The organism is Halomonas garicola, assembly GCF_031935715.1.
Lineage (GTDB): Bacteria > Pseudomonadota > Gammaproteobacteria > Pseudomonadales > Halomonadaceae > Vreelandella > Vreelandella garicola.
On sequence record NZ_JASSZF010000008.1, the window covers coordinates 1 to 19,889 of the forward strand.

21 protein-coding genes and 1 pseudogene are annotated in these 19,889 nt (G+C 62.6%); 6 read left to right on the forward strand and 16 right to left on the reverse strand.

Going from position 1 to position 19,889, the window contains the following annotated elements:
• The 3 genes from RS027_RS04565 to phoR all read left to right on the forward strand — a co-directional run.
• A partial coding sequence (locus RS027_RS04565) for an integrase core domain-containing protein (protein WP_311954766.1) occupies nt 1-459 on the forward strand: 459 nt, incomplete at its 5' end.
• 880 nt (nt 460-1,339) lie between these two features.
• Nucleotides 1,340-2,029 (forward strand): phosphate regulon transcriptional regulator PhoB, encoded by a 690-nt coding sequence (gene phoB, locus RS027_RS04570; protein ID WP_311946563.1) that lies wholly within the window; start codon nt 1,340-1,342, stop codon nt 2,027-2,029.
• Nucleotides 2,030-2,042: 13 nt separating this feature from the next.
• Nucleotides 2,043-3,344 carry a phosphate regulon sensor histidine kinase PhoR gene (gene phoR, locus RS027_RS04575; protein WP_311954767.1) on the forward strand — a complete coding sequence of 434 codons (1,302 nt, stop codon included), beginning with the start codon at nt 2,043-2,045 and terminating at the stop codon, nt 3,342-3,344.
• A gap of 149 nt (nt 3,345-3,493) precedes the next feature.
• On the opposite strand, the gene phnP is transcribed toward phoR, so the two are convergent.
• Genes phnP through RS027_RS04590 form a run of 3 tightly spaced genes read right to left on the reverse strand, consistent with a single transcriptional unit; the run spans nt 3,494 to nt 5,614 of the window.
• On the reverse strand, nt 3,494-4,255 hold the full coding sequence (phnP, locus tag RS027_RS04580; protein WP_311946562.1) for a phosphonate metabolism protein PhnP: 762 nt from the start codon (nt 4,253-4,255) through the stop codon (nt 3,494-3,496).
• A complete protein-coding gene (gene phnN / locus RS027_RS04585; RefSeq protein WP_311946561.1) occupies nt 4,252-4,794 on the reverse strand; it encodes a ribose 1,5-bisphosphokinase in 543 nt (180 codons plus the stop codon). The genes phnP and phnN overlap by 4 nt, the downstream gene beginning before the upstream one ends.
• A gap of 1 nt (nt 4,795) precedes the next feature.
• The gene (locus RS027_RS04590; RefSeq protein WP_311946560.1) at nt 4,796-5,614 is read right to left on the reverse strand and encodes an alpha-D-ribose 1-methylphosphonate 5-triphosphate diphosphatase; all 819 of its coding nucleotides are present in this window, start codon (nt 5,612-5,614) and stop codon (nt 4,796-4,798) included.
• Between RS027_RS04590 and RS027_RS04595 the strand changes: the two genes are divergently transcribed.
• A complete protein-coding gene (locus tag RS027_RS04595) occupies nt 5,613-6,629 on the forward strand; it encodes a PhoX family protein (RefSeq protein WP_311946559.1) in 1,017 nt (338 codons plus the stop codon). The two genes, RS027_RS04590 and RS027_RS04595, sit on opposite strands and share 2 nt — an antisense overlap.
• A 58-nt stretch (nt 6,630-6,687) precedes the next feature.
• Here RS027_RS04595 and RS027_RS04600 read toward each other — a convergent pair whose 3' ends face one another.
• The 8 genes from RS027_RS04600 to RS027_RS04635 all read right to left on the reverse strand — a co-directional run bounded on the left by RS027_RS04600 (nt 6,688) and on the right by RS027_RS04635 (nt 12,907).
• Nucleotides 6,688-7,203: an HAD family hydrolase gene (locus RS027_RS04600; protein ID WP_311946558.1), complete on the reverse strand. Its 516-nt coding sequence runs from the start codon at nt 7,201-7,203 to the stop codon at nt 6,688-6,690.
• Nucleotides 7,178-7,321, reverse strand: a complete 144-nt coding sequence (locus RS027_RS04605; RefSeq protein ID WP_311954768.1) for a hypothetical protein — start codon at nt 7,319-7,321, stop codon at nt 7,178-7,180. The genes RS027_RS04600 and RS027_RS04605 overlap by 26 nt, the downstream gene beginning before the upstream one ends.
• Complete coding sequence (locus RS027_RS04610; RefSeq protein WP_311954769.1) at nt 7,318-8,469, reverse strand: ABC transporter ATP-binding protein; 1,152 nt, start codon at nt 8,467-8,469, stop codon at nt 7,318-7,320. The genes RS027_RS04605 and RS027_RS04610 overlap by 4 nt, the downstream gene beginning before the upstream one ends.
• The gene (locus RS027_RS04615) at nt 8,466-9,326 is read right to left on the reverse strand and encodes an ABC transporter permease (protein WP_311946555.1); all 861 of its coding nucleotides are present in this window, start codon (nt 9,324-9,326) and stop codon (nt 8,466-8,468) included. The genes RS027_RS04610 and RS027_RS04615 overlap by 4 nt, the downstream gene beginning before the upstream one ends.
• Entirely contained in the window at nt 9,310-10,143 is an 834-nt protein-coding gene (locus RS027_RS04620) for an ABC transporter permease (RefSeq protein ID WP_311946554.1), read from the reverse strand. Before RS027_RS04620 ends, RS027_RS04615 begins: the two co-directional genes overlap by 17 nt.
• Nucleotides 10,140-10,964 (reverse strand): alkaline phosphatase family protein, encoded by an 825-nt coding sequence (locus RS027_RS04625; protein ID WP_311946553.1) that lies wholly within the window; start codon nt 10,962-10,964, stop codon nt 10,140-10,142. The genes RS027_RS04620 and RS027_RS04625 overlap by 4 nt, the downstream gene beginning before the upstream one ends.
• Before the next feature lie 56 nt (nt 10,965-11,020).
• Complete coding sequence (locus RS027_RS04630; protein WP_311946552.1) at nt 11,021-12,100, reverse strand: ABC transporter substrate-binding protein; 1,080 nt, start codon at nt 12,098-12,100, stop codon at nt 11,021-11,023.
• A gap of 81 nt (nt 12,101-12,181) precedes the next feature.
• Entirely contained in the window at nt 12,182-12,907 is a 726-nt protein-coding gene (locus tag RS027_RS04635; RefSeq protein WP_311954770.1) for an HAD family hydrolase, read from the reverse strand.
• 232 nt (nt 12,908-13,139) lie between these two features.
• Here RS027_RS04635 and RS027_RS04640 point away from each other — a divergent pair, with 232 nt between their 5' ends.
• Entirely contained in the window at nt 13,140-14,303 is a 1,164-nt protein-coding gene (locus tag RS027_RS04640) for a glycosyltransferase family 4 protein (RefSeq protein ID WP_311954771.1), read from the forward strand.
• Nucleotides 14,275-14,817: a phosphatase PAP2 family protein gene (locus RS027_RS04645; protein WP_311946549.1), complete on the forward strand. Its 543-nt coding sequence runs from the start codon at nt 14,275-14,277 to the stop codon at nt 14,815-14,817. Before RS027_RS04640 ends, RS027_RS04645 begins: the two co-directional genes overlap by 29 nt.
• Nucleotides 14,818-14,861: 44 nt before the next feature.
• Here the strand turns inward: RS027_RS04645 and RS027_RS04650 are convergent.
• The 5 genes and pseudogenes from RS027_RS04650 to pstC form a co-directional block, all read right to left on the reverse strand.
• A pseudogene (locus RS027_RS04650) lies at nt 14,862-15,128 on the reverse strand (transposase family protein); the annotation flags it as partial.
• 75 nt (nt 15,129-15,203) lie between these two features.
• The gene (chrA, locus tag RS027_RS04655; RefSeq protein ID WP_311954772.1) at nt 15,204-16,403 is read right to left on the reverse strand and encodes a chromate efflux transporter; all 1,200 of its coding nucleotides are present in this window, start codon (nt 16,401-16,403) and stop codon (nt 15,204-15,206) included.
• 61 nt (nt 16,404-16,464) lie between these two features.
• On the reverse strand, nt 16,465-17,274 hold the full coding sequence (gene pstB / locus RS027_RS04660) for a phosphate ABC transporter ATP-binding protein PstB (protein WP_376717204.1): 810 nt from the start codon (nt 17,272-17,274) through the stop codon (nt 16,465-16,467).
• A gap of 75 nt (nt 17,275-17,349) precedes the next feature.
• A complete protein-coding gene (gene pstA / locus RS027_RS04665; protein ID WP_311946660.1) occupies nt 17,350-18,516 on the reverse strand; it encodes a phosphate ABC transporter permease PstA in 1,167 nt (388 codons plus the stop codon).
• A 17-nt stretch (nt 18,517-18,533) separates the two neighbouring features.
• Nucleotides 18,534-19,790: a phosphate ABC transporter permease subunit PstC gene (gene pstC, locus RS027_RS04670; RefSeq protein ID WP_311946659.1), complete on the reverse strand. Its 1,257-nt coding sequence runs from the start codon at nt 19,788-19,790 to the stop codon at nt 18,534-18,536.
• Nucleotides 19,791-19,889: the final 99 nt, after the last annotated feature.

Here is a 19,889-nt window from a genome sequence, read left to right on the forward strand (position 1 = left end):
CCTCATAAACCCTTGATTTTGCATTCCGATAACGGCAGTCCGATGAAGGCGGCGACCTTCCTGGAGAAGCTCTACGATCTGGGCATCACCCCGTCGTACAGCCGGCCAAGGGTTAGCAACGACAACGCCTTCGCCGAGTCGGCCTTCAAGACACTGAAGTACCGGCCGGGATTCCCCGCCGACGGCTTCGCCACGCTGGCCGAGGCACAAGACTGGGTCCAGCAATTCACCGAGTGGTACAACCATGAGCACCGGCACAGCGCCCTGCGCTACGTCACGCCGAGCCAGCGTCACAACGGCGAGGCCAAAGGCATTCTGACGCAGCGCCGAGAGGTTTTTGAAGCCGCGAAGCAGCGCCACCCGGAGCGGTGGTCAGGTGAGATCCGGAAACTCAGCCTGCCGGATGTAGTGCACCTGAATCCCGAACGGGACCCAGTACCACAGGCCGCAGGATTTTAAAGAGCCGAAGTCATTTTATATGGCAACTATGTTGACAGACTCCGATCACCCGGCCGGATTTGTAGTGATTCAATGAAATGGGTCACGCACCATTTTCATGGCCAGTATTTTATGGTGCTGTTTCCGAGGATGATGCCTCGGGATGACTTGGGGGTGACAGTCTCCCTGCACGCCCGGCAAGGGGAAGTGCTAGCTGTGTAAACCCACCAGGTTGTTCACCGAGACCCGGTATAGCCGACGCCCCTCGGGAGAGCCTGGCCCAGCTGCTGGCCAGCGATGTTGCGTTCGAGTGCCGTACCACGGTTCACTGGCGCAACTTCAACTTGGAGAACCTGCGATACCTGGCGCTAGACCTTGCCGCACAAGGCGTCAAGCGTTATGCCATCCAGGTAGCGCGCACGGGGCAATGCCAGGAAGAGACCTATGCCCGGCCGGTGACTACTGTCCCGACGACTGCCGAGCTGCACGATTGCATGCATCGCCTGTGGCCTGCCTTCCAACGCCTGGAGCTGCGAGAATGAGTGGCGCACCCCACCGGTTTCCAGGCATCCTCAGTAAATACTGAGTTCTACTCCTAGTACCGGCGATATCGGTAAAAAAATATTAGCAAAGAGTTGTAAAGTACATAAAATGATCGTATCAGAGATGATTCATGTGTTCTTGACTTTTTAGTAACCTCTGGACCGATAGACCGGCAGCCTCCCCGCGTTGGCCTCATCACAAAGACAAGAAAAGAGGCCCTGTTGATTGCTGACCTTGCCCAGCAGATTGCGAATAAGCCACGATCTCCGGCACGCTGTCTTGTCACACTATTGTCACAAGAAGATGCTGTCATCGTCACCGACCCGTCATTATCAGTATCCTTGACCTGGAGCCCAGGATGACCGCAAAGACCGTACTGATTGTCGATGATGAAGCGCCAATTCGAGAAATGATCGCTTTGTCGCTGGAGATGGCCGATTACCGCGTACTGGAAGCGGGCAGCGCCCAAGCGGCTCATTCGTTGATCGTCGATCATCAACCCGATCTGGTATTGCTCGACTGGATGATGCCCGGCACCAGCGGCCTCGAACTGGCGCGCCGCCTCAAGCGTGATCCGGTGACTGCCGAGCTGCCGATCATCATGCTGACCGCAAAAGGCGAAGAGGACAATAAGATTCAAGGACTGGAAACCGGTGCAGACGACTACATTGCCAAACCCTTTTCGCCTCGTGAACTGATGGCTCGCTTAAGAGCGGTATTGCGACGTACGACACCCCACGGCGTCGATGAGGCGGTGGAGGTGAACGGCTTGATGCTCGACCCCGTCGGTCATCGCGTCAGCAGCAATGGCAAGACGCTGGAGCTTGGCCCTACCGAATATCGTCTGCTGCAATTCTTCATGACGCATCAGGAACGTGTCTACACCCGAGATCAGCTGCTTGACCAGGTGTGGGGTGGCAACGTCTATATCGATGAGCGCACCGTGGACGTGCATATTCGCCGGCTGCGCAAGGCGCTTGGCGAATCCCACCAACAGCTCATCCAGACCGTGCGTGGCATGGGCTATCGTTTCTCCACCAAATACTGAGCCAGGCACTGATATGACGCGACTTTGGCAGCGGGAGCTGTGGCGCCTGGGTATGCTGTGCGGTCTTGGCGTGCTGCTTGGCTGGCTGCTTTCTGCCGTAGGTGTCGGCCTTGCGGCTGCCTTGGGCGCGTATCTTTTTTACCAGCTGCGCCAGCTCCACGCGCTGCACCAATGGCTGACCCGCCTCTCCTCCAACCAACCCCTCGTTAGTGGCGGCGTATGGGATGATTTGTTCAATCGCCTCTATCGCTATCATAAGGCTCAACAGACCACCCAGCGGCGGCTGCGCGATACCCTGTCGCGTATCAAGGATTCTTCAGAGGCCATGCGCGACAGCGTGGTCATGCTCGATCGCCACGGTTACATAGAATGGTGGAATAGTGCCGCTGAACGTATGCTTGGTCTCAAAAGTAGTCAGGATCGGCGTCAGCACATAATTTTCCTGCTGCGCAACCCGCACTTCGTCGACTACTTTCATGCGCTGGACTATCGTGAGCCCTTGACCCTGACCTCACCTATCGATGAGCAATTGGTTCTGCAGTGCCAGATCACCCTTAACGATAACGGTGAACGCCTGCTGATGGCGCGCGATATCACGCGTTTGCATCGACTGGAGCAAATACGCCGCGATTTCGTGGCCAACGTTTCCCACGAGCTTCGCACGCCGCTGACCGTGCTGACCGGGTATCTGGAAATCTATCAGGATATGGCCGAGGCTCTACCGTCAAGGCTTGAGTGCAGCCTGTCGCAGATGCAAAAGCAGACCGCTCGCATGCAAAACCTGGTCGATGACCTGCTGCTGCTTTCGCGGCTCGAAAGCAATGATCGAAGCGGCGAGGATGCCCGCCGCCTCAACCTTGCCAGCATGCTGGAGACCATACGCCGTGACGCTGAGGCACTGTCTGACAGCGGGCAACGTATCACCCTGGAGCTACACAGCACCCTTGGCCTGATGGGCTGCGAACAAGAACTGCAGAGCGCAATATCCAACCTGGCGTTCAATGCCGTGCGCTATTCAGGACCGGGCAGCCAGATCGTCTTGCGCTGGCGGACGCTGGGTGACGGCGCTTGCGTCGAGGTGCAGGACGACGGCGAAGGAATCGCGGCGACCCATATACCACGCCTTACCGAGCGTTTTTATCGCGTTGATAAAGGCCGCAGCACCGCTACCGGCGGCACCGGGCTCGGGCTTGCCATCGTCAAACACGTGCTGTTGCGTCACGAAGCACGGCTGGAGATCGACTCCCAGCTGGGCCAGGGGGCGACCTTTCGCTGTGTGTTTCCCCGCCAGCTGGTAGTGGCATCGCCTTCCTGATGTTTCACCACGCGAACGGCTAACCCCTCTTTAGTCATAACGGCCGGTAATGGCGTATCGCGCGCCATGTCGCCGCGCCAGACCTCTACCGGCGCCGCCAGGCCGGCTTCCCCGGCGAAAAGCGGCTGGAGCCGAGCAGACGATTATTGCTAATCGGGTAACTCAATTTCGAGTCCATCCCAAGCCAGTGACATGTTCGCTGGCAATGATAAACAGGTAGTCAGCGCCTCGGCATCGACGTCGTGGCTCAGGTGCGTCAACCAGCCTTGGGAAGGGTTCAGACGCTCGAGAATGTCGAGCGCCATGGTGACGTTGTTATGGTTACGCGGCGCCATATGGCTGGCCGGATGGGTGGCGTCAAGGATGACGACATCCGGCTGCCACTGGCGTAAAAACCGCTCGGTGACATCGGGCAGCCCAACAGTATCGGTCAGATAGGCGAGCCTGGTCATCGAGTCGGTAATACAGTAACCCAGCGTGGGCTTGCTGTGATTGAGCGGTACCGGTATGACCTCCATCGCGCCCAGCCTCAACGGCTGGAACGGCTCGAGCCCGGGTCTGAAATCGAGAATGCCCGGGTGTTTATACAGATCGGCACAGCCCTCGGCATCTCTGGGACCGTAGACCGGTATCGATTCGCCCACTCCCCAGCGCAGATGCAACAGCCCCTGCACATGATCCGCATGATAGTGCGTGAGCAGCACGCCGGCGGGGCGTTCGCGCTCGCAGCTAGCGGCCAGGTCCATGCGCCCGGCGTCGAGCAGATAGCGCTCACCGCCGCTATAGATCTCGGCACTGCAAGGGCCGCGTCGATAACGGCTCATCAGCCGGGCGCGTTCGCAGGCCGGGCAATGGCAGCCGAAACGCGGCACCTGGGCACTGTCACCGGTACCGGTAAAGCGAAATTTCATGAGATGCACTCGGCACTGAGCAATCTCTGCAGTGCCGCCACGCTGTGGTGCAGCGCCTTGTTATTGTTGAGGCGCTCGACACCCACTAGCTCCGCTTCCAGACGCTGATGCTGCGCTAGGCGCCGTTCGATCTCGAAGCGCGTCTCACGGCCACGCTGAATCAAACGCTGACGCAATACCTGCGGTTCCGCACACACCAATATCGGAAGCAACTGCTCACCGAAACGCTCACGCGCGCGAGCGAAGGCGCGTCGACTACCATTGACGATGACCGTATAATCACGCTTTAGCCAGTGCTCCACCTCGATGCCGATGCCGTACTCGAGGCCGTGTGCCTGCCAGTCGAGACAGAACAGGCCGGCGTGACGGCGTTCGGTGAACTCTTGCGCGGATAGGCTCACGCAGTTTTCATGATGTCCGCTCCAGCGCGTAATATAGCGGTGCGCCACCAGCAGTTCAGGGTGGCGTTGACGAATGGCGCTCAGCAGGCTGTCCTTGCCCACACCGCTGGCGCCCATGAGGTAGACGAGACGGGCCATATCAGTGCACCTGCCTTCCGGCGCACCACGCCCGTTTCAGGATCGGATGGTCGTCGACCGTCCGTACGCGCAAGAGATCCGCGCGCAGTCCTTGGGCGAGACGCCCGCGATCGGTCAAGCCCACCGCCTGTGCCGGGTGTCGCGCGGCGCTGGCCACCGCCCTGGGCAGCGAATATCCCTGTTCGATCTGCGCGGACTTAAACACGGCATCGAGAAGCGCGGCGGGATAATAATCCGACGAGAGAATATCCAACACCCCGAGTCCAATCATCTCGGTGGCGGCGATGTTGCCGGAGTGCGAGCCGCCGCGCACCACGTTGGGAGCGCCCATCATCACCGCCATGCCGTTACGATGCGAGGCTTCGGCGGCCTCCCGAGTAGTCGGGAATTCAGCGATGCGCATGCCGTACTCGTGACTTTCGGCGACATGCTCGAGGGTGGCGTCGTCGTGGCTGGCCAGGGCCAGGCCGAGAGTCCTGGCCTCCGCCGAAATAGTGCGGCGATACTCGTTGCTGTAGCGCGCACTGTTGGCCAGTTGGCGTTCTAGATAGATTTCCATATCCGCGTCGCTCAGCTCATGCTTGCCCTGATAATAGACGCGATACGCCTCGAGACTAACGAACTGGCGCTGCCCCGGGGCGTGATCCATTAACGATACCAAGCCGAGCAGCGGCGAATCCGCCAGGGCGCGGAAGTTGCTCAGGGTATCCGGATGGCTGACCTCACAGCGCAGGTGAATACGATGATCCACCCGGGCCAAGCCTTCCTGCTGAATCCCGACGATGGCGTCATGCATGGCCTTCAAGGAGTCGTGACGCATGCTCTGCTCATCTACATCGCCGATCAAGCGCACCGCCCTGGGCCGCTTCAAGCACGAGGGCGCGGCCAGCGTGGTCTCCCAGGACGGTCGCCTGGTGGTCTACATGGGCGACGACCAGCGCTTCGACTACCTCTACAAGTTCGTCACCCGCGACCCGGTGGATACGGCCAGCCCCGCCAACAACCGTGATCTCCTGGATAACGGCACCCTCTACGTGGCGCGCTTCGATGCCGACGGCAGCGTCGCCTGGCTGCCGCTGGTCCACGGCCAGGGGCCGCTGACCGCGGAGAACGGCTTCGCCAGCCAGGCCGAGGTGCTGATCAAGACGCGGCTCGCCGGCGACGCCCTGGGCGCCACGCCGATGGATCGCCCGGAAGACGTCGAGGCCAACCCCGAGACCGGCCGCGTCTACGTGATGCTGACCAACAACACCGAGCGCACCGCGGGCCAGGTGGATGCCGCCAACCCCCGCGCCGACAATACCTTCGGGCATATCATCGAGATTGTCACTGAGAACGGCGATCACGCCGCCAGCCGCGACCGCTGGGAGATCCTGGTCAAATGCGGCGATCCATCCCGCGCCGAGGTGGGCGCCCTGTGGAACCCGGCCACCAGCGAGAACGGCTGGTTCGCCGCGCCGGACAACTGTGCCGTCGATCATCGCGGTCGATTGTGGGTGGCCACCGATCAGGGCAGCAACTGGGCGAAGTCCGGCACCGCCGACGGCGTCTGGGCCCTGGAGACTCAGGGCGAGCGGCGCGGCACCGGCAAGATGTTCTTCCGCGTACCGCTGGGCGCCGAGATGTGCGGCCCCTGCTTCAGCCCGGACGACGGCGCCCTGTTCGTCGCCGTGCAGCACCCGGCCGCCGACGGTACCGAGGCCTATGCAGGCCGCAAGGGGCGCCCCTCCACCTTCGAGGACCCGGCGACCCGCTGGCCGGACTTCCAGGACGACATGCCGCCGCGCCCGTCGCTGGTGGTCATCACTCGTCAGGGCGGTGGCGCCATCGGCTGACCTGATGACACCTATGACTCAGTCAGCTTCAGGAGCCAATACGGCATCGGCGGTGTCTTTACCGCCACGAGGGCATCGCCCAGCCTCGTTGACGCGCAATGCCGGCGAGCACCGGATCCGGATTGATGGCGTGGGGCTTTTCCACGGCCTCGAGCAGCGGCAAGTCGTTACGTGAGTCCGAGTAGCCCCAGGTTTCTGCCAATGGCGTATCACCCAACCATTCCCGCAGGGCCTGAAGCTTCCCCTCCCGGAACGTGCGGGTGCCTCTGGCCTGGCCCGTATAGCGCCCCGCCTCTTGCTCAAGGGCCGTCGCCAGGGCGGCATCACAGCCCAGACGCTTGGCTAGTGGCACTACCAGCTGGGCGGTCGAGGCCGAGATGATCACGGTGGTGTGCGCCTGCTGCCGGTGCCAGGCCACCTGTGCCAGCCCTCCCGGAAACAGCCGCGGCATGATGCGGCGTTCGAGAAAGACGTCGACCTGCTCGGCCACTTCCTGCACAGAGCGTCCCGCCAGAGAGGCGAGAAGGAACTGCAGATGCGCCTCCATATCAAGTATGGTGGTACCCGATGGCATCGGCGATCCAGCCCTGCTCGATCAACCATTCGTCCCAAAACCCGGTGATGTCCCCATCGAGCAGGGTGTCATCCAGATCGAAAAGCGCCAGGCGCATCGCCGAACGGGACATACTCACTCCTCGAACTCCTGAACCTCATCGAGATCCACCACCACCAGCACTTCGCTCTCTTTCGCCAGCAGATGGCGGCTACCGCGGTTAAGCGCATCGACCGAGAGCACGACCCCGGCACACGCCACCGCATAGCGCACGATATTGCCCAGCAGCTGGCGACGGCGGATCACTCCCCGGCACCCCGGGCCCGGGCGAACCGGTAACGCCACACTCATCGCCCCTTCTGTCAGAGGCTGGAGGTAGAGGGTCTCAGGCCGCAGCGCCACGCGTGCCGAATCGACACTGTCTCCCAGCAACGGACGCGCTTGATCGCCGAGCAGCACATTGTAGTGCCCCATGAAGCCCGCCGCATGACGGCCGCTGGGCCGGGTATACAGCTCTTCGGCAGCCCCTTGCTGCAGGATGCGCCCGTCATGCATCAGAAAGATGCGATCGGACATCATCAATGCCTCTTCCTGGTCGTGGGTGACAAATAGCGTCGTCAGACCCAGCGTCTGCTGGATATCACGCAGCTGCTCGCGTAGATGACCGCGGATACGCGCATCGAGTGCCGAGAGCGGCTCATCCATCAGCAGGATGCGCGGCTCGACCACCAGCGCCCGCGCCAGGGCCACGCGCTGGCACTGGCCACCGGAGAGCTGGTGGGGAAACTTGTCGGCATGGGCCTGGAGTTCAACCAGGCGCAGCACCTCATCGACGCGGCGACGCCGCTCTTCCTGAGGCACCTTCTGCATGCGCAGGCCGAAAGCGACGTTATCGGTCACCCGCATGTTGGGAAACAGCGCATAGTGCTGGAAGACCATGCCGACGCCGCGTTGCTGCGGAGGAAGCGCCGTGATCTCCTCGTCATCCACTACGATACGGCCGTCGTCGAGCTGATTCAGGCCGGCGATGGCCCGCAGCAGAGTCGACTTGCCGCAGCCCGAGGGACCCAGCAGCGTCACGAACTCTCCCTTGGCGATCTCGGCGTCGATCTGTGAAAGCACCTGGGTTTCGCCGAAGCGCTTGGCCAGGCCTTCCAGACGCAGATATTCCGGGGCCGCTGCCGATGCGGGGCTAGCCACTGGCCCCGCGTCATCACAGGCTGTATCAGGAGTATCAGGCAGTAGCGTCGCATCGTTGGAAAGCGTATCGGCAGTCAAGGTCGTCATGAGCGGGCCTCCTTGGTAATGGTGTGGCCGGCCTGGCGATTCCCCAGCCAGGTCAGCAGCAGCGTGAACAGGAAGAGCGTGATCACCAGCGCGCTGGTGAAGTGGCCGCTGGCACCGCGCATATTGTTGAGATACACCTGCAGGGTCTCGAAACGCGTCCCCACCAGCATATTGGCGAAGACGAATTCGCCCACCAGGAAGGAGAAGGAGAGAAAGACGGCGACCTGCACCCCAACGCGGATATTGGGCAATATGACCAGGAAGAAGGTCTTGAAGGGCGTTGCGCCGAGCAGCTGCGCCGCCTCCATCAGCGACGTCACCTCAATGGTGCGCAGGCTGTTGGCGATGGCCCGGTAGACGAAGGGCAGTGCGATCGTCACGTAGGTGAACATCAGAATCCAGGGCGTGCCCACCAGCGGCAGCGGTCCGCCGGCGTAGAGCTGCAGCAGCCCGACCGAGGAGACCACCGGCGGCACGGCAAAGGGCACCAGGATCAGTCCATTCATCCAGGCATCCAATCGCGGGTAGCGGGTATGCGCCAGGAAGGCGACCGGCACCACCAGTACCAGGCTCAGCGCCAGAGCCCCCACCGTTACCAGCATCGAGCGGGCGAAGGCCCACTGGAAGCGCGGCGTACTCCACAGTTCCAGGAACCACTTGAGAGTCAGCCCATCCGGCAGCAGCGTGGCCCCCCAGCTGGATGCCAGTGCATACCCCAGCGTGGCGACCAGCGGCAGTGCCAGCAGGGTGAAGACACCCCACACCACCAGCGCATAGGGGGACGGCCGTGAAAGACGCAGCACCGGCAGTGCAAAGCCCCTTGGCCGAGACAGGGTGAGATCAGCGTTCTGCAACATGATGGCTCCTGCGCACTATCCATTGCTGGATCAGGGTGACCAGTGCCAACAGCCCCACCAGCACCAGCGCCAGGGCGCTGGCCAGATTGGGCTGCAGGAACAGGTCCCCCGACACCAGGTTGGCGATACGAATGGTCATGAGGTTGTAGCTGGTGTTGACCAGGGCGTAGACGGTGGCGTAAGCGCCCATGGCGTTGGCGATCAGGATCGTCAGCGTGCCCGCCAGCGCCGGCCGCAGTACCGGCAGACCGATATGGCGCCAGTAGGCGACTCGCCCGGCGCCCAGCAGGTTGGCGGCGTCGCGCCAGTCGGCACGCAGCCCCTCGAAGGCGGGAAACAGCAACAGCATGCCCAGCGGGATCTGGAACCAGGTGTAGATGACGATCAGACCGGTACGCGAATAGAGCGAGAAATCCTCAATCAGTCCCACACGCTGGAGGGCCAGGGTCAGCACCCCGTTGGCGCCCATTAAAATGATGAACGCGAAGGCCAGCGGCACCCCGGCAAAATTGCTGGTCATGTTGGTGAAGGCGATCATCCAGCGCCGCAGTGGGCCGCTGGTGCGGGTCAGGCTGTGGCACGCCAGGGTGGCGATGATCAGCCCCAGCAGGCTCGAGACCAGCGAGACCTCCAGGCTGCGCCAGATGGCCTGGCGAAAGAAGGGCGAGCCGGAGATTTCCCGGAAATGGCCAAGTCCCCAGCTCCCCTCGACCTGAAAGGCGCTGATGGCGATCCAGCCCAGAGGGGCCAGCTGGAAGGCGACGAAGACGAGCGCAAAGGGCATCAGCCACAGCCAGGCGGGCAGCAGACGCTTCACGGTGTCACCCTCCCCTCGGCCAGCAACTCGGGGTGATGAGGCTTGTCGTGCTCCAAGCCCAGCAGGGTGACCAGGGTGCCGCACAGCCGAGGTTGGAGCAGCGTTGCTACCGAGTCGTGAGCAAACGCCTCGCCAAACAGCCACAGTGGTACCCGACGCTCCTCTTCCAACAGGCCCGAGTGAGAACCGTCGGCGTTCATGCCGTGGTCGGCGGTCACCATCACCTGATAACCATCGGCCAACCAGCGCGGCAGATAATCCGCTAGGGCAATATCGGCCCGCCGCGCGGTATTGCGGTACTGGGGCGATTCCCCGCCATGCCGGTGGCCGGCATCATCGATGTTCATGCTGTGCACCAGCAGGAAATCGGGGTCGTTGAGTCGGCGCAATGCCTCGGCGTCGCCGAACAGGTGATCGTCAGGGTAGTGATCCTGCCAGTAGAACAGGCCGGCCTGGATCGCGCTCTCCGGATCCTGGTGGAAGCGATGGCGAGCAGGCACGAAGGGGGCCTCCAGATACAGCTCGCTGACCCAGTGATAGGCCGCCGCCGCGGTACGCCGCCCCTGGCGAACGGCCAGATCGAACAGGCTGGTACCGGTGGAACGACGCACCACCTGGTTATGCACCACCCCGGAGTCTACCGGACGATCGCCGGTCAGCAGGCACTCATACAGCGGACGCGACATGGCCGGCAGCTCGCAATCGAGTGTGTGGTAGCTACCGCGGCCGGCTTCACAGAGGGCGTGAAGATGGCCCATGGCATGCTGGCCCACGGCATGGTTGAGCCCGTCGAGCACCACGAGGATGACGCGGTGAGACATACAGAACTCCTTGCCGCCTCCTGTGGAGGCGGCAATTGGCTGAGAATGAGGGGGCGTTACTGCTGATGGATCAGCACCTGGGACTGCCACTGGCGCGGCAGCTGACGGGCGCTCTTTTCCCAGGCATCGAAGTCTTCTACCGGCCGAGCGTTGGCATACTGCGCATTGGGCAGCAGCTTGGCGGCGATATCCTCGGGGAGCGTCAGGTGCTGGGCGCGGATCGGCCGCGCATAGCCCTCGGCCAGGTTGAACTGGCCCTCATCGGAGAGGATGTACTCGCGAGCCAGCTTGGCGGCGTTGGGGTGCGGCGCATGCTTGTTGATGATGGTGGCGTAGCCCGAGGTGACCGAGGCGTCGGAAGGAATCACCACGTCGAAGGCCTCGCGGTCGATCTGGTCACGATAGTTCAGGGCATTGAAGTCCCACAGCAACGCAACTTCGACCTCCCCTTTCTCCAGGTTGGCAATGCTGGGATTCGCCAGTGACAGGCGTCCCTGACGTGCCAGCTCGGCAAACAGCTCCAGTCCTGGCGTCAGGTTGCTTTCATCGCCACCGTTGGCATAGGCGGCCGCCAGCACAGCGCTGTTGGCCTGAGCGGCCTGACCCACGGCGCCCACCGCCACGGTGTAGTCACCTTCGGTCAGATCAGCGAAGGTGCGCGGACGCTCTCCTTCCGCAACCAGCTGCTTGTTGCTCATAAGGGCAATGGTGCCGGTATAGCCGAGCATCCAGTGGCCGTCTTCATCTTTAGCCCAGTCGGGAATCTCCTCCCAGGTCGTCGGCTTGTAGGGCTGGGTCACGTCTTCCGCCACGGCAATCGGGCCAAAGCTGATCCCCACGTCACCAATATCGGCAGTCGCGTTCTCGCCCTCGGCCTTGAACTTGGCGATCTCCTCGGCGGAGCTCATGTCGGTGTCCATGTGCTCCAGACCATAGTTCTCCTTTAGGTCGGCCCAGGTGTCTTTCCAATTGGCCCAGGTATCCGGCATGCCGACGCTGTCGACACGGCCCTCCTCCTGGGCGGCGGCGATCAGTTCTGACAGGTCGGAAGTCGCATGTGCCTGGCCGGCGAGAAGCGTTGTCCCCAGAGCGGCGGTCAGGGTGAGTCGAAGCAGCGTCGAGCGTGTCGGGTTCACGGTGTGGCTCCATGCAGATGATCAGGATGAAGCCGCCATCTGGTCTAATTCAGAAGCGGCCGACAGGAGGCACAATAGAGGTCAAACATGACAAAGGCGTGTCAATTGAATGGTTGGCCGGGGCTCCTGGCGCCAGTCAAGACGCTCCCACCCCTCGACTCGGGCTATCTCGGCCAACACCGGGTCGGGGTTGACCACCACCGGGCGATTCACTCGATTGAGCAGCGGCAAATCGTTCTTGGAGTCGGAGTAAAAACTCAGGTGACTGGCGGTGGCATTATGCTCGGTCAGCCAGGCCTCCAGCCGGGTGACTTTGCCGCCCCGGTAGGAGAGCACACCAGTGGTATCGCCGGTAAACACACCCTCGTCGAGGGCCGGCTCCACGGCGATCACCTGCTCGATGCCCAATTGCTTGGCCACTGGCGCTACCAAGTGTTGCGACGAGGAAGAGATCAACAGCAGTCGGTCTCCCTGGCGGCGGTGGTGGGCCATCAGTTTATGTCCCTGGGGAAACACTCTCGGTACGATGCGTATGGTGACGAAGGCTGCCACCTCGATGGCGACCTCCTCCGCGTGACGGCCCACCAGCGGCGAGAGGGTGAAGGCCAGATATTGCTCCAGCCGAAGCCGGCCCGCATGATAGGCCGCATTCATGGCCTGGGTGCGTGCCAGGTACTCTCCGGGGGAAGCAATCCAGCCACGCTCCACCATCCAGTTGTTCCATAGCGCGCTGCAGTCGCCATCCAGCAAGGTGTCGTCGAGATCGAAAAGGGCAAGGCGCATGACAGTCTCCAATTGGTCGAGCATCAGCGATCCATATCCTGCCGCCTCCCCGTGACGGAGGCATGACATCGAGCAGACGTCATCCCCCTGCCATCCGTCTGCCATGGAACCGCAATCAATCATACGCGAGAGCTCCCCCAGCTTTAGCTGTGGGTAGGGTCACCGTTTGTTCATGACACTGTCGCCGTCTCGTCATGGTGGCCCGGCATACTCTGGGACAAGACCTGCCTGGCCGACCGACGACGAGGAAAGCCCCATGCGTATTTGTCTAGTCAGCGAGACCTGGCCACCCGACATCAATGGCGTTGCCCACACGCTCAGCCACCTCGCGGACCAGCTGCACGATCGTGGCAGCGCCCTGCAGCTGGTCCGGCCCCAGCCCCGCCAGGGCTGGCACCAGGAGCGACACCCTGGGATACGGGCGGAGTTGCTGGTGCGCGGTCTGGCGCTTCCCGGCTACCGGGAAGTCCGCCTTGGCCTGCCTGCCCCGCGTCGCCTCAAGCGCCTATGGCAGGATCAGCGCCCCGACGTCGTCTATCTGGCCACCCAGGGACCGCTTGGCTGGTCGGCGCGCAGTGTCGCCCGGCGCCTGGGCATCCCGGTGGTGGCGGGCTGGCACACCAACTTCGACCACTACTGCCACGATTACCATCTTCCCTGGGTAGCCCCGGCCGTACTCAGCGCCCTGCGCCGCTTTCACAACGGCTGCGCGGCCACGCTGGTACCTACCCACGCCCTGGCGGCGAGACTAGCGGAACAGGGCTTTCAAAACCTGGAGGTAATGGGTCGCGGCATCGATGGTGAGCGCTTCTCGCCTCTCCATCATGATTCGCTGCTGCGCGAGCAGTGGGGTGTCGGCGAGCACCAGCCCGTGGCGCTCCACGTGGGCCGGCTCGCCTCGGAGAAAAACCTCGTACTGCTCGAGGAGAGCTTTCGCGCTCTGCTCGAAGCCCGCCCTGACATGGCCCTGGTCATCGTCGGCGATGGTCCGGCACGACAGCGGCTTCAGCGCGCGTTACCCGATGCGCACTTCACCGGCTTCGTACCGCGCGAGTCGCTGGCCCGCTACTACGCGAGCGCCGACCTCTTTCTTTTTCCCTCGCTCTCCGAGACCTGGGGCAACGTGGTGCTGGAGGCCATGGCCAGCGGCCTGGCGGTGGTGGCCTTCCGCCAGGCCGCGGCCGCCGAGCTGATCGACCACGAGCGCAATGGCCTGGCCATTGCCCCGAACGACGACGCAGGCTTTCGCGACGCGGCCGTTAGGCTCTGTCAGCATCCGGACTGCTATGCCCGGGTGGGGCACGCGGCGCGCCAGCGCGCCCTCGAGTACCGCTGGTCGGCCATCGCCGATACCTTTCTCACCGTTCTCCAACGGGCCCGGGAAAGTCCCCATGAAATCGCGCATCCCTGCGGCGTTTGACCGCCTCGACCTGCTGGAGTGGCGGCTCTGCCAGCGCATTGCCCGCTTCAGCCTCTACCGCCCCTGGCTAGGCACGCTACGCTTGGCCAGCAAGCTCGGCGACTGGCCGGTGTGGGTGGCGTTGATCGCCGCCCAGCCATGGCTACAAGAGGAAGGTGGGCTTACCTACCTGCTGCAGTACAGCCTCACCGCCCTGCTGGCGATCGCCGTGTATCGACTGGTCAAGACCCGGTTATGCCGTGAGCGACCCTTCATTACTTTCCGCGCACGCATCACCTGCCTGGAGTCCGCACGCGACCGCTATAGCTTCCCCAGCGGTCACACCATGCACGCGGTGATGTTCTGCGTGCTTACTGGCGCCCATGCTCCCGCTCTGCTTCCCTGGCTGGTACCGCTGACGCTGCTGATTGCGGTGGCACGGGTCGGGCTCGGCCTGCACTATGTCAGCGACGTGATCGCCGGCGGTGCCATCGGTTACGCCTTCGCCGTGACGAGCCTGGCTCTGGCGGGCTGATACAGCCCAGACTGCAAGTCCAGCGACCAGGATTGGATAGGGACCAGTGCTGGGCAGAATGTCTTGCCGCAGGCTCGACAGATGTAGCGGCGACGGACCACCCAGAGGGTGATCCGCTTTGCGTGGATGGATAGATCGCGATAGTCCACATCGCGCTTGCTGAACCTGGCAAGCTCACCCTCTACGTCGCACTCCTCGCAGGCTAGAGGCTCAGAAGCTTCGACTTGGTAGTGGAGATCATGCTCTTCTATCTTGGTGCCCAAGATGTGGTACTCCGCCAGATGGAGAACGTTGTCAGCAAGGTGCATCATGTCTTGAGCGTTTTCGTGGAAAATATCGATTATCGGGATAGTGCCTGTCTGATTGGCATGGATGGCGATGCCCAGCTACATAGTGATGAGAATGCCGCTACTGGCCAGGATAACCACCACTGCCCAAGCGGGCAGCTTCCAGACGCTGAGCAAGAGAAAGCCTGCCAACGCTAAGGCGAACTCGTTGAGACCAAGAATGGCGCTGGTCCAGACCGGTTGATAAAGGGCAGCACCCAGAATACCCACGACTGCCGCATTGGCGCCGCGCATCAGCGCCTGAGCGCTGCCCCAGCGGCGAAATCGGCTCCAATGGGGCAGCACTGCCACCAGCAACAGCATTCCGGGCAGGAAGATCATCACCAGCGCCAGGGCAGCACCGAACAGGCTGCCGCTGAGCGGTACCATCACCGCGCCCAAATACGAAGCAAAGGTAAACAGCGGCCCCGGCACAGCCTGGGCGGCACCATAACCTGTCAGAAATTCATCCGCACTGACCCAGCCGGATTGCACCACTTCGGCCTCCAGCAACGGCAGCACCACATGCCCGCCGCCGAACACTAGAGCGCCGGCGCGATAGAAGGCATTCATGACCGCCAGGATTGCGGTGGGGCTGATCCAGGCCAGCAACGGCAGGCCGAATAACAGAGCAACGAAGGTCAGCCCCACCAGGTGGCCAACACGAGCCGAAACAGGCAGTGGCAAGTCGTGAACGTCTACTGCGACGTAGGCCCGACACAGCACTATGCCGGCCATAGCACCGATCACGATGGCGGCTACCTGGCCCAGCGGGCCGCTAACCAGCACCACAGTGAACACCGCGGCCAACGCAATACCGGCGCGCCCAGGATCGGGACAGAGACTGCGGGCCATGCCCCATACGGCATGAGCGATGATAGCCACTGCCGTCACCTTTAGGCCGTGGATGATGCCCTGGCTGACAGGGCCATCAAGCACGGAAGAGCCCAAGGCGAATAGCACCAGAACAACAGCCGAGGGTAGGGTGAATGCCGTCCAGGCCGCTGCCGCACCCCAAGGACCGGCACGCACCAGCCCCAAGGCGAAACCCACTTGGCTGCTGGCTGGTCCCGGCAGAAACTGGCATAGCGCTACCAGATCGGCATAGGCTTGTTCGGAGAGCCAACGACGCCGTTCCACAAACTCGGTGCGAAAGTAGCCAAGGTGGGCTATTGGGCCGCCAAAGGAAGTCAGGCCCAGCAGCAGGAAGGCGCTGAAGACTTCTCTAACACGCCCTGAGGGGCGTGGCGTATGGCTCATCGATCGGATTCCTTGTCATCGTTCTGCAATGTCCAGGTTTCGTTACTCATGGCCTAGCCCTTCAGCCGTAGCGGCCGGTAATATAGTCCTCGGCCTTCCTGGTATGCGGTGTCGAGAACATCGTCCTGGTGTTGTTGTATTCGATCATTTCCCCCAGATGGAAAAAGGCCGTGTAATCGGCGATTCGCGCGGCCTGCTGCATGTTGTGGGTGACCGTGATGATGGTGTAGCGACGCTTGAGCCGGTCCATTAGATCCTCGATGGTCGCCGTGGAAATCGGATCCAGCGCCGAGGTCGGCTCGTCCATCAGGATAACCTCCGGCTGCACGGCAATGGCGCGGGCGATGCACAGGCGCTGCTGCTGACCGCCAGAGAGCGAGGTGCCGGGCTGGTGCAGCTTGTCCTTGACCTCCTCCCACAGGCCCGCATCGCGCAGCGAACTTTCCACCAGCGCCTCCACGTCGGCCTTGCGGCTGACGATATCGTGCATGCGCGGGGCATAGGCCACGTTGGCATGGATCGACTTGGGAAAGGGGTTGGGCTTCTGGAACACCATGCCCACTCGGCGGCGCAGCGCCACTTCGTCCACCTTGGCGGCATTCACGTCTCGCCCGCCCATCTCCACCAGGCCTTCGATGCGCACCCTGGGAATCAGGTCGTTCATGCGGTTCAGGCAGCGCAGGAAGGTCGATTTGCCACAGCCGGAAGGGCCAATCAGCGCGGTAATGTTGTTCTGGTAGATATCCAGGCTGATGGATTTGAGCGCCTGAAACTGCCCGTACCAGAGATCGAGATCGCGCACTCGCACGCTGAGCGCATGATTGGCGCTGTCGTTGCGGCTCACCGGCTCACCGCGCGAAGATCGGTTCATGGACGAGATACTCGTGGGTGAAACGTGGCTATTCATGCTCATACTCATATTGGTTTGTCCTCTATGGCGCCTGCGCTACCAGCGGCGCTCGAAGCGCCTGCGCAACACCACGGCGGTGGCATTCATGGTGATCAGCACCGCCAGCAGCACCAGGATGCCGCCCGAGGTTTTCTCGATAAAGGCGCGATCGGGCTCGCCCGCCCAGGTGAATATCTGCGCCGGCATCACCGTGGCGGCCTCGGTGAATGAGCCGCCGATATCGGGAATAAAGGCCACCATACCGATAATGATCAGCGGCGCAGTTTCGCCCATGGCCTGAGCCAGACCAATAATCGCGCCGGTCATGATGCCGGGCATCGCCAGCGGCAGCACATGGTCGCGTACCACCTGCCAGCGCGAGCAGCCAACGCCGAAGCCGGCATGACGAATGGAGTCCGGCACGCTGCGCAGCGCCGTGCGGGTCGAGATGATGATCACCGGCAGCGTCATCAGTGCCAGCGTCAGTCCGCCGACCAGCGGCGAAGAGCGCGGCACGCCGAAGAAGTTGATGAAGATCGCCAGCCCCAACAGGCCATACAGAATCGACGGGATCGCCGCCAGGTTGTTGATGTTGATCTCGACCAGCTGGGTGATGCGGTTGTCCGGCGCAAACTCCTCCAGATAGATCGCCGTCATCACGCCAATCGGAAACGCCACCGCCAGGGTAACCATCAGGGTCAGCACGGTCCCCACGGCGGCCGAGGCGATGCCGGCAAGCTCGGGCATCTTGGAGTCGCCGCTGGTGAAAAACCGCGTATTGAAACGCAGCTCGGCCCGGCCCTCGTCCTGCAGCCGATTCACCGTCGCCTTGTCGCGCTCGCTCAGCTTGCTGTGATGGCCCTTCAGGTACTGGTCGACCTGGCCATCGGCCAGCACCCACTCGCTGCGCGTGGTACCTTGAAGCGCCGGGTCGTCTCGCATGCGCGATGGAATCAGGCGCAGATAGCCGCGGCTGACCAGCGGGCGCACCGCTTCAGACACGGCCGCCAGCGGCAGCTGGCTGGCCTGCTCGCTGTAGTCGACCTCGACCTGAATCTGCGCCTGCTTGAAGGCCGGCAGCCCCTTGATCAGCATGTCGGTGAAAAACAGCACCAGAAAGAGGCCGGCAAGGCCAAGCGCCCCCATGGACAGCGCTTTCAGACGCCGGGTCTTGCGATGCCGCCGCCGAAGCTGGGCCTCGATATGATCCAACGCTTGTGTCATCCCAGTGACTCCTCGGCTTAGAGATTGTTGACCCGGTACTTGTCACGAAAGCGGCGAATCATGATCACCGACACCAGATTCAGCATCAGGGTCACCGCGAACAGCACCAGTCCCAGGGCAAAGGCTGACAGCGTCTCGGCGCTGGCAAACTCCTGATCCCCGGTCAGGGCGGCAACGATACGCACCGTCACGGTGGTCATGTTTTCCAGCGGATTGGCGGTCAGGTTGGGCAGCATGCCCGCCGCCATCACCACGATCATGGTTTCACCCAGCGCCCGGGACACCGCCAGCAGCGAGGCCGAGACAATGCCGGGCAGCGCCGCCGGCACCACCACGTCGCGAATCGTCTCGCCATGGGTCAGACCGAGCGCCAGCGCGCCCTGGCGCATGCTGTCAGGCACCGAATGGATCACGTCATCGGACAGTGAAGAGATGAACGGAATGATCATGATGCCCATGACGATGCCGGGCGCCAGGGCGTTGTTGAAGTCGGCCTTGAGGCCGAACAGCTGCGCTGTTGCAACGATCAGCGGCGCCACGGTAATCGCCGCGAAGAAGCCGTAGACCACCGTGGGAATACCCGCCAGCACCTCAAGCACAGGCTTGGCGATGCCGCGCACGCGCGAGCCGGCGAACTCCGCCATGTAGATGGCCGACAGCAGGCCGATCGGAATGGCCACCAGCATGGCGATCGCGGTGATCATGAAGGTGCCGGCAAACAGCGGCAGCGAGCCGAATTGGGCGGCGCTGGCGCCCTCCTCGGCGCGACCGGCGGCCGTCAGAAAGCTGGCACCGGGGTTCCAGACGGTTCCGGTGATAAAGCCCCAGAAGCTCTGCATTTGGAAGAAGCGCACTGCCTCATTGATGATCGAGACCAGAATGCCCAGGGTGGTGAGAATGGAGATCAGCGTGGCCCCGGCCAGCATAAAGCGAACAAACGCCTCGACGGCGCGCCGTGCATGAAACCCGGGTCTGACCATGGCGATGCTGCCCATCAGGCCCAGGCAGGCCACGGCGATACTGACCACCAGCAGCATGGCGGTGGAAATCTTCGCCCCGACCAGCAGCATGGTTACGCTACCGACCAGGCTCACTGCCAGCGCCGGCGCGGCGGTAGAGAGCACGCCAAACCAGCCGTACTGATCGGGCTGGGCGTGCATCGAAGTGCCGTTGGCGCGCACCCTGGCCGCCTTGGCACGCGCCGCGAAGAAGGCGATCAGCCCCAGCACCGCCAGGGCAACGCAGAACAGGGCAAGGAGTTGATCGGTGTGCATAACTGTCTCTTGAAATGATCATCCACGGATAACGCTGATACCTGGTTCGCCACGCCGCCACTGGCCGGCAACCCATCGGGCTGCCGGCCCGCTGTATTG

What these genes read in the sequence shown, in the direction of transcription:
- phoR (WP_311954767.1), top strand. Translation starts at nt 2,043, where the DNA reads ATGACGCGACTTTGGCAGCGGGAGCTGTGGCGCCTGGGTATGCTGTGC.
- chrA (WP_311954772.1), bottom strand. Translation starts at nt 16,403, where the DNA reads ATGAGCCATACGCCACGCCCCTCAGGGCGTGTTAGAGAAGTCTTCAGC.
- RS027_RS04645 (WP_311946549.1), top strand. Translation starts at nt 14,275, where the DNA reads ATGAAATCGCGCATCCCTGCGGCGTTTGACCGCCTCGACCTGCTGGAG.
- RS027_RS04635 (WP_311954770.1), bottom strand. Translation starts at nt 12,907, where the DNA reads ATGCTCGACCAATTGGAGACTGTCATGCGCCTTGCCCTTTTCGATCTC.
- RS027_RS04595 (WP_311946559.1), top strand. Translation starts at nt 5,613, where the DNA reads ATGCTCTGCTCATCTACATCGCCGATCAAGCGCACCGCCCTGGGCCGC.
- RS027_RS04610 (WP_311954769.1), bottom strand. Translation starts at nt 8,469, where the DNA reads ATGACGACCTTGACTGCCGATACGCTTTCCAACGATGCGACGCTACTG.
- phnN (WP_311946561.1), bottom strand. Translation starts at nt 4,794, where the DNA reads ATGGCCCGTCTCGTCTACCTCATGGGCGCCAGCGGTGTGGGCAAGGAC.
- RS027_RS04640 (WP_311954771.1), top strand. Translation starts at nt 13,140, where the DNA reads ATGCGTATTTGTCTAGTCAGCGAGACCTGGCCACCCGACATCAATGGC.
- pstB (WP_376717204.1), bottom strand. Translation starts at nt 17,274, where the DNA reads ATGAACCGATCTTCGCGCGGTGAGCCGGTGAGCCGCAACGACAGCGCC.
- RS027_RS04625 (WP_311946553.1), bottom strand. Translation starts at nt 10,964, where the DNA reads ATGTCTCACCGCGTCATCCTCGTGGTGCTCGACGGGCTCAACCATGCC.
- RS027_RS04590 (WP_311946560.1), bottom strand. Translation starts at nt 5,614, where the DNA reads ATGCGTCACGACTCCTTGAAGGCCATGCATGACGCCATCGTCGGGATT.
- phnP (WP_311946562.1), bottom strand. Translation starts at nt 4,255, where the DNA reads ATGAAATTTCGCTTTACCGGTACCGGTGACAGTGCCCAGGTGCCGCGT.
- pstA (WP_311946660.1), bottom strand. Translation starts at nt 18,516, where the DNA reads ATGACACAAGCGTTGGATCATATCGAGGCCCAGCTTCGGCGGCGGCAT.
- phoB (WP_311946563.1), top strand. Translation starts at nt 1,340, where the DNA reads ATGACCGCAAAGACCGTACTGATTGTCGATGATGAAGCGCCAATTCGA.
- pstC (WP_311946659.1), bottom strand. Translation starts at nt 19,790, where the DNA reads ATGCACACCGATCAACTCCTTGCCCTGTTCTGCGTTGCCCTGGCGGTG.
- RS027_RS04600 (WP_311946558.1), bottom strand. Translation starts at nt 7,203, where the DNA reads ATGCCATCGGGTACCACCATACTTGATATGGAGGCGCATCTGCAGTTC.
- RS027_RS04615 (WP_311946555.1), bottom strand. Translation starts at nt 9,326, where the DNA reads ATGTTGCAGAACGCTGATCTCACCCTGTCTCGGCCAAGGGGCTTTGCA.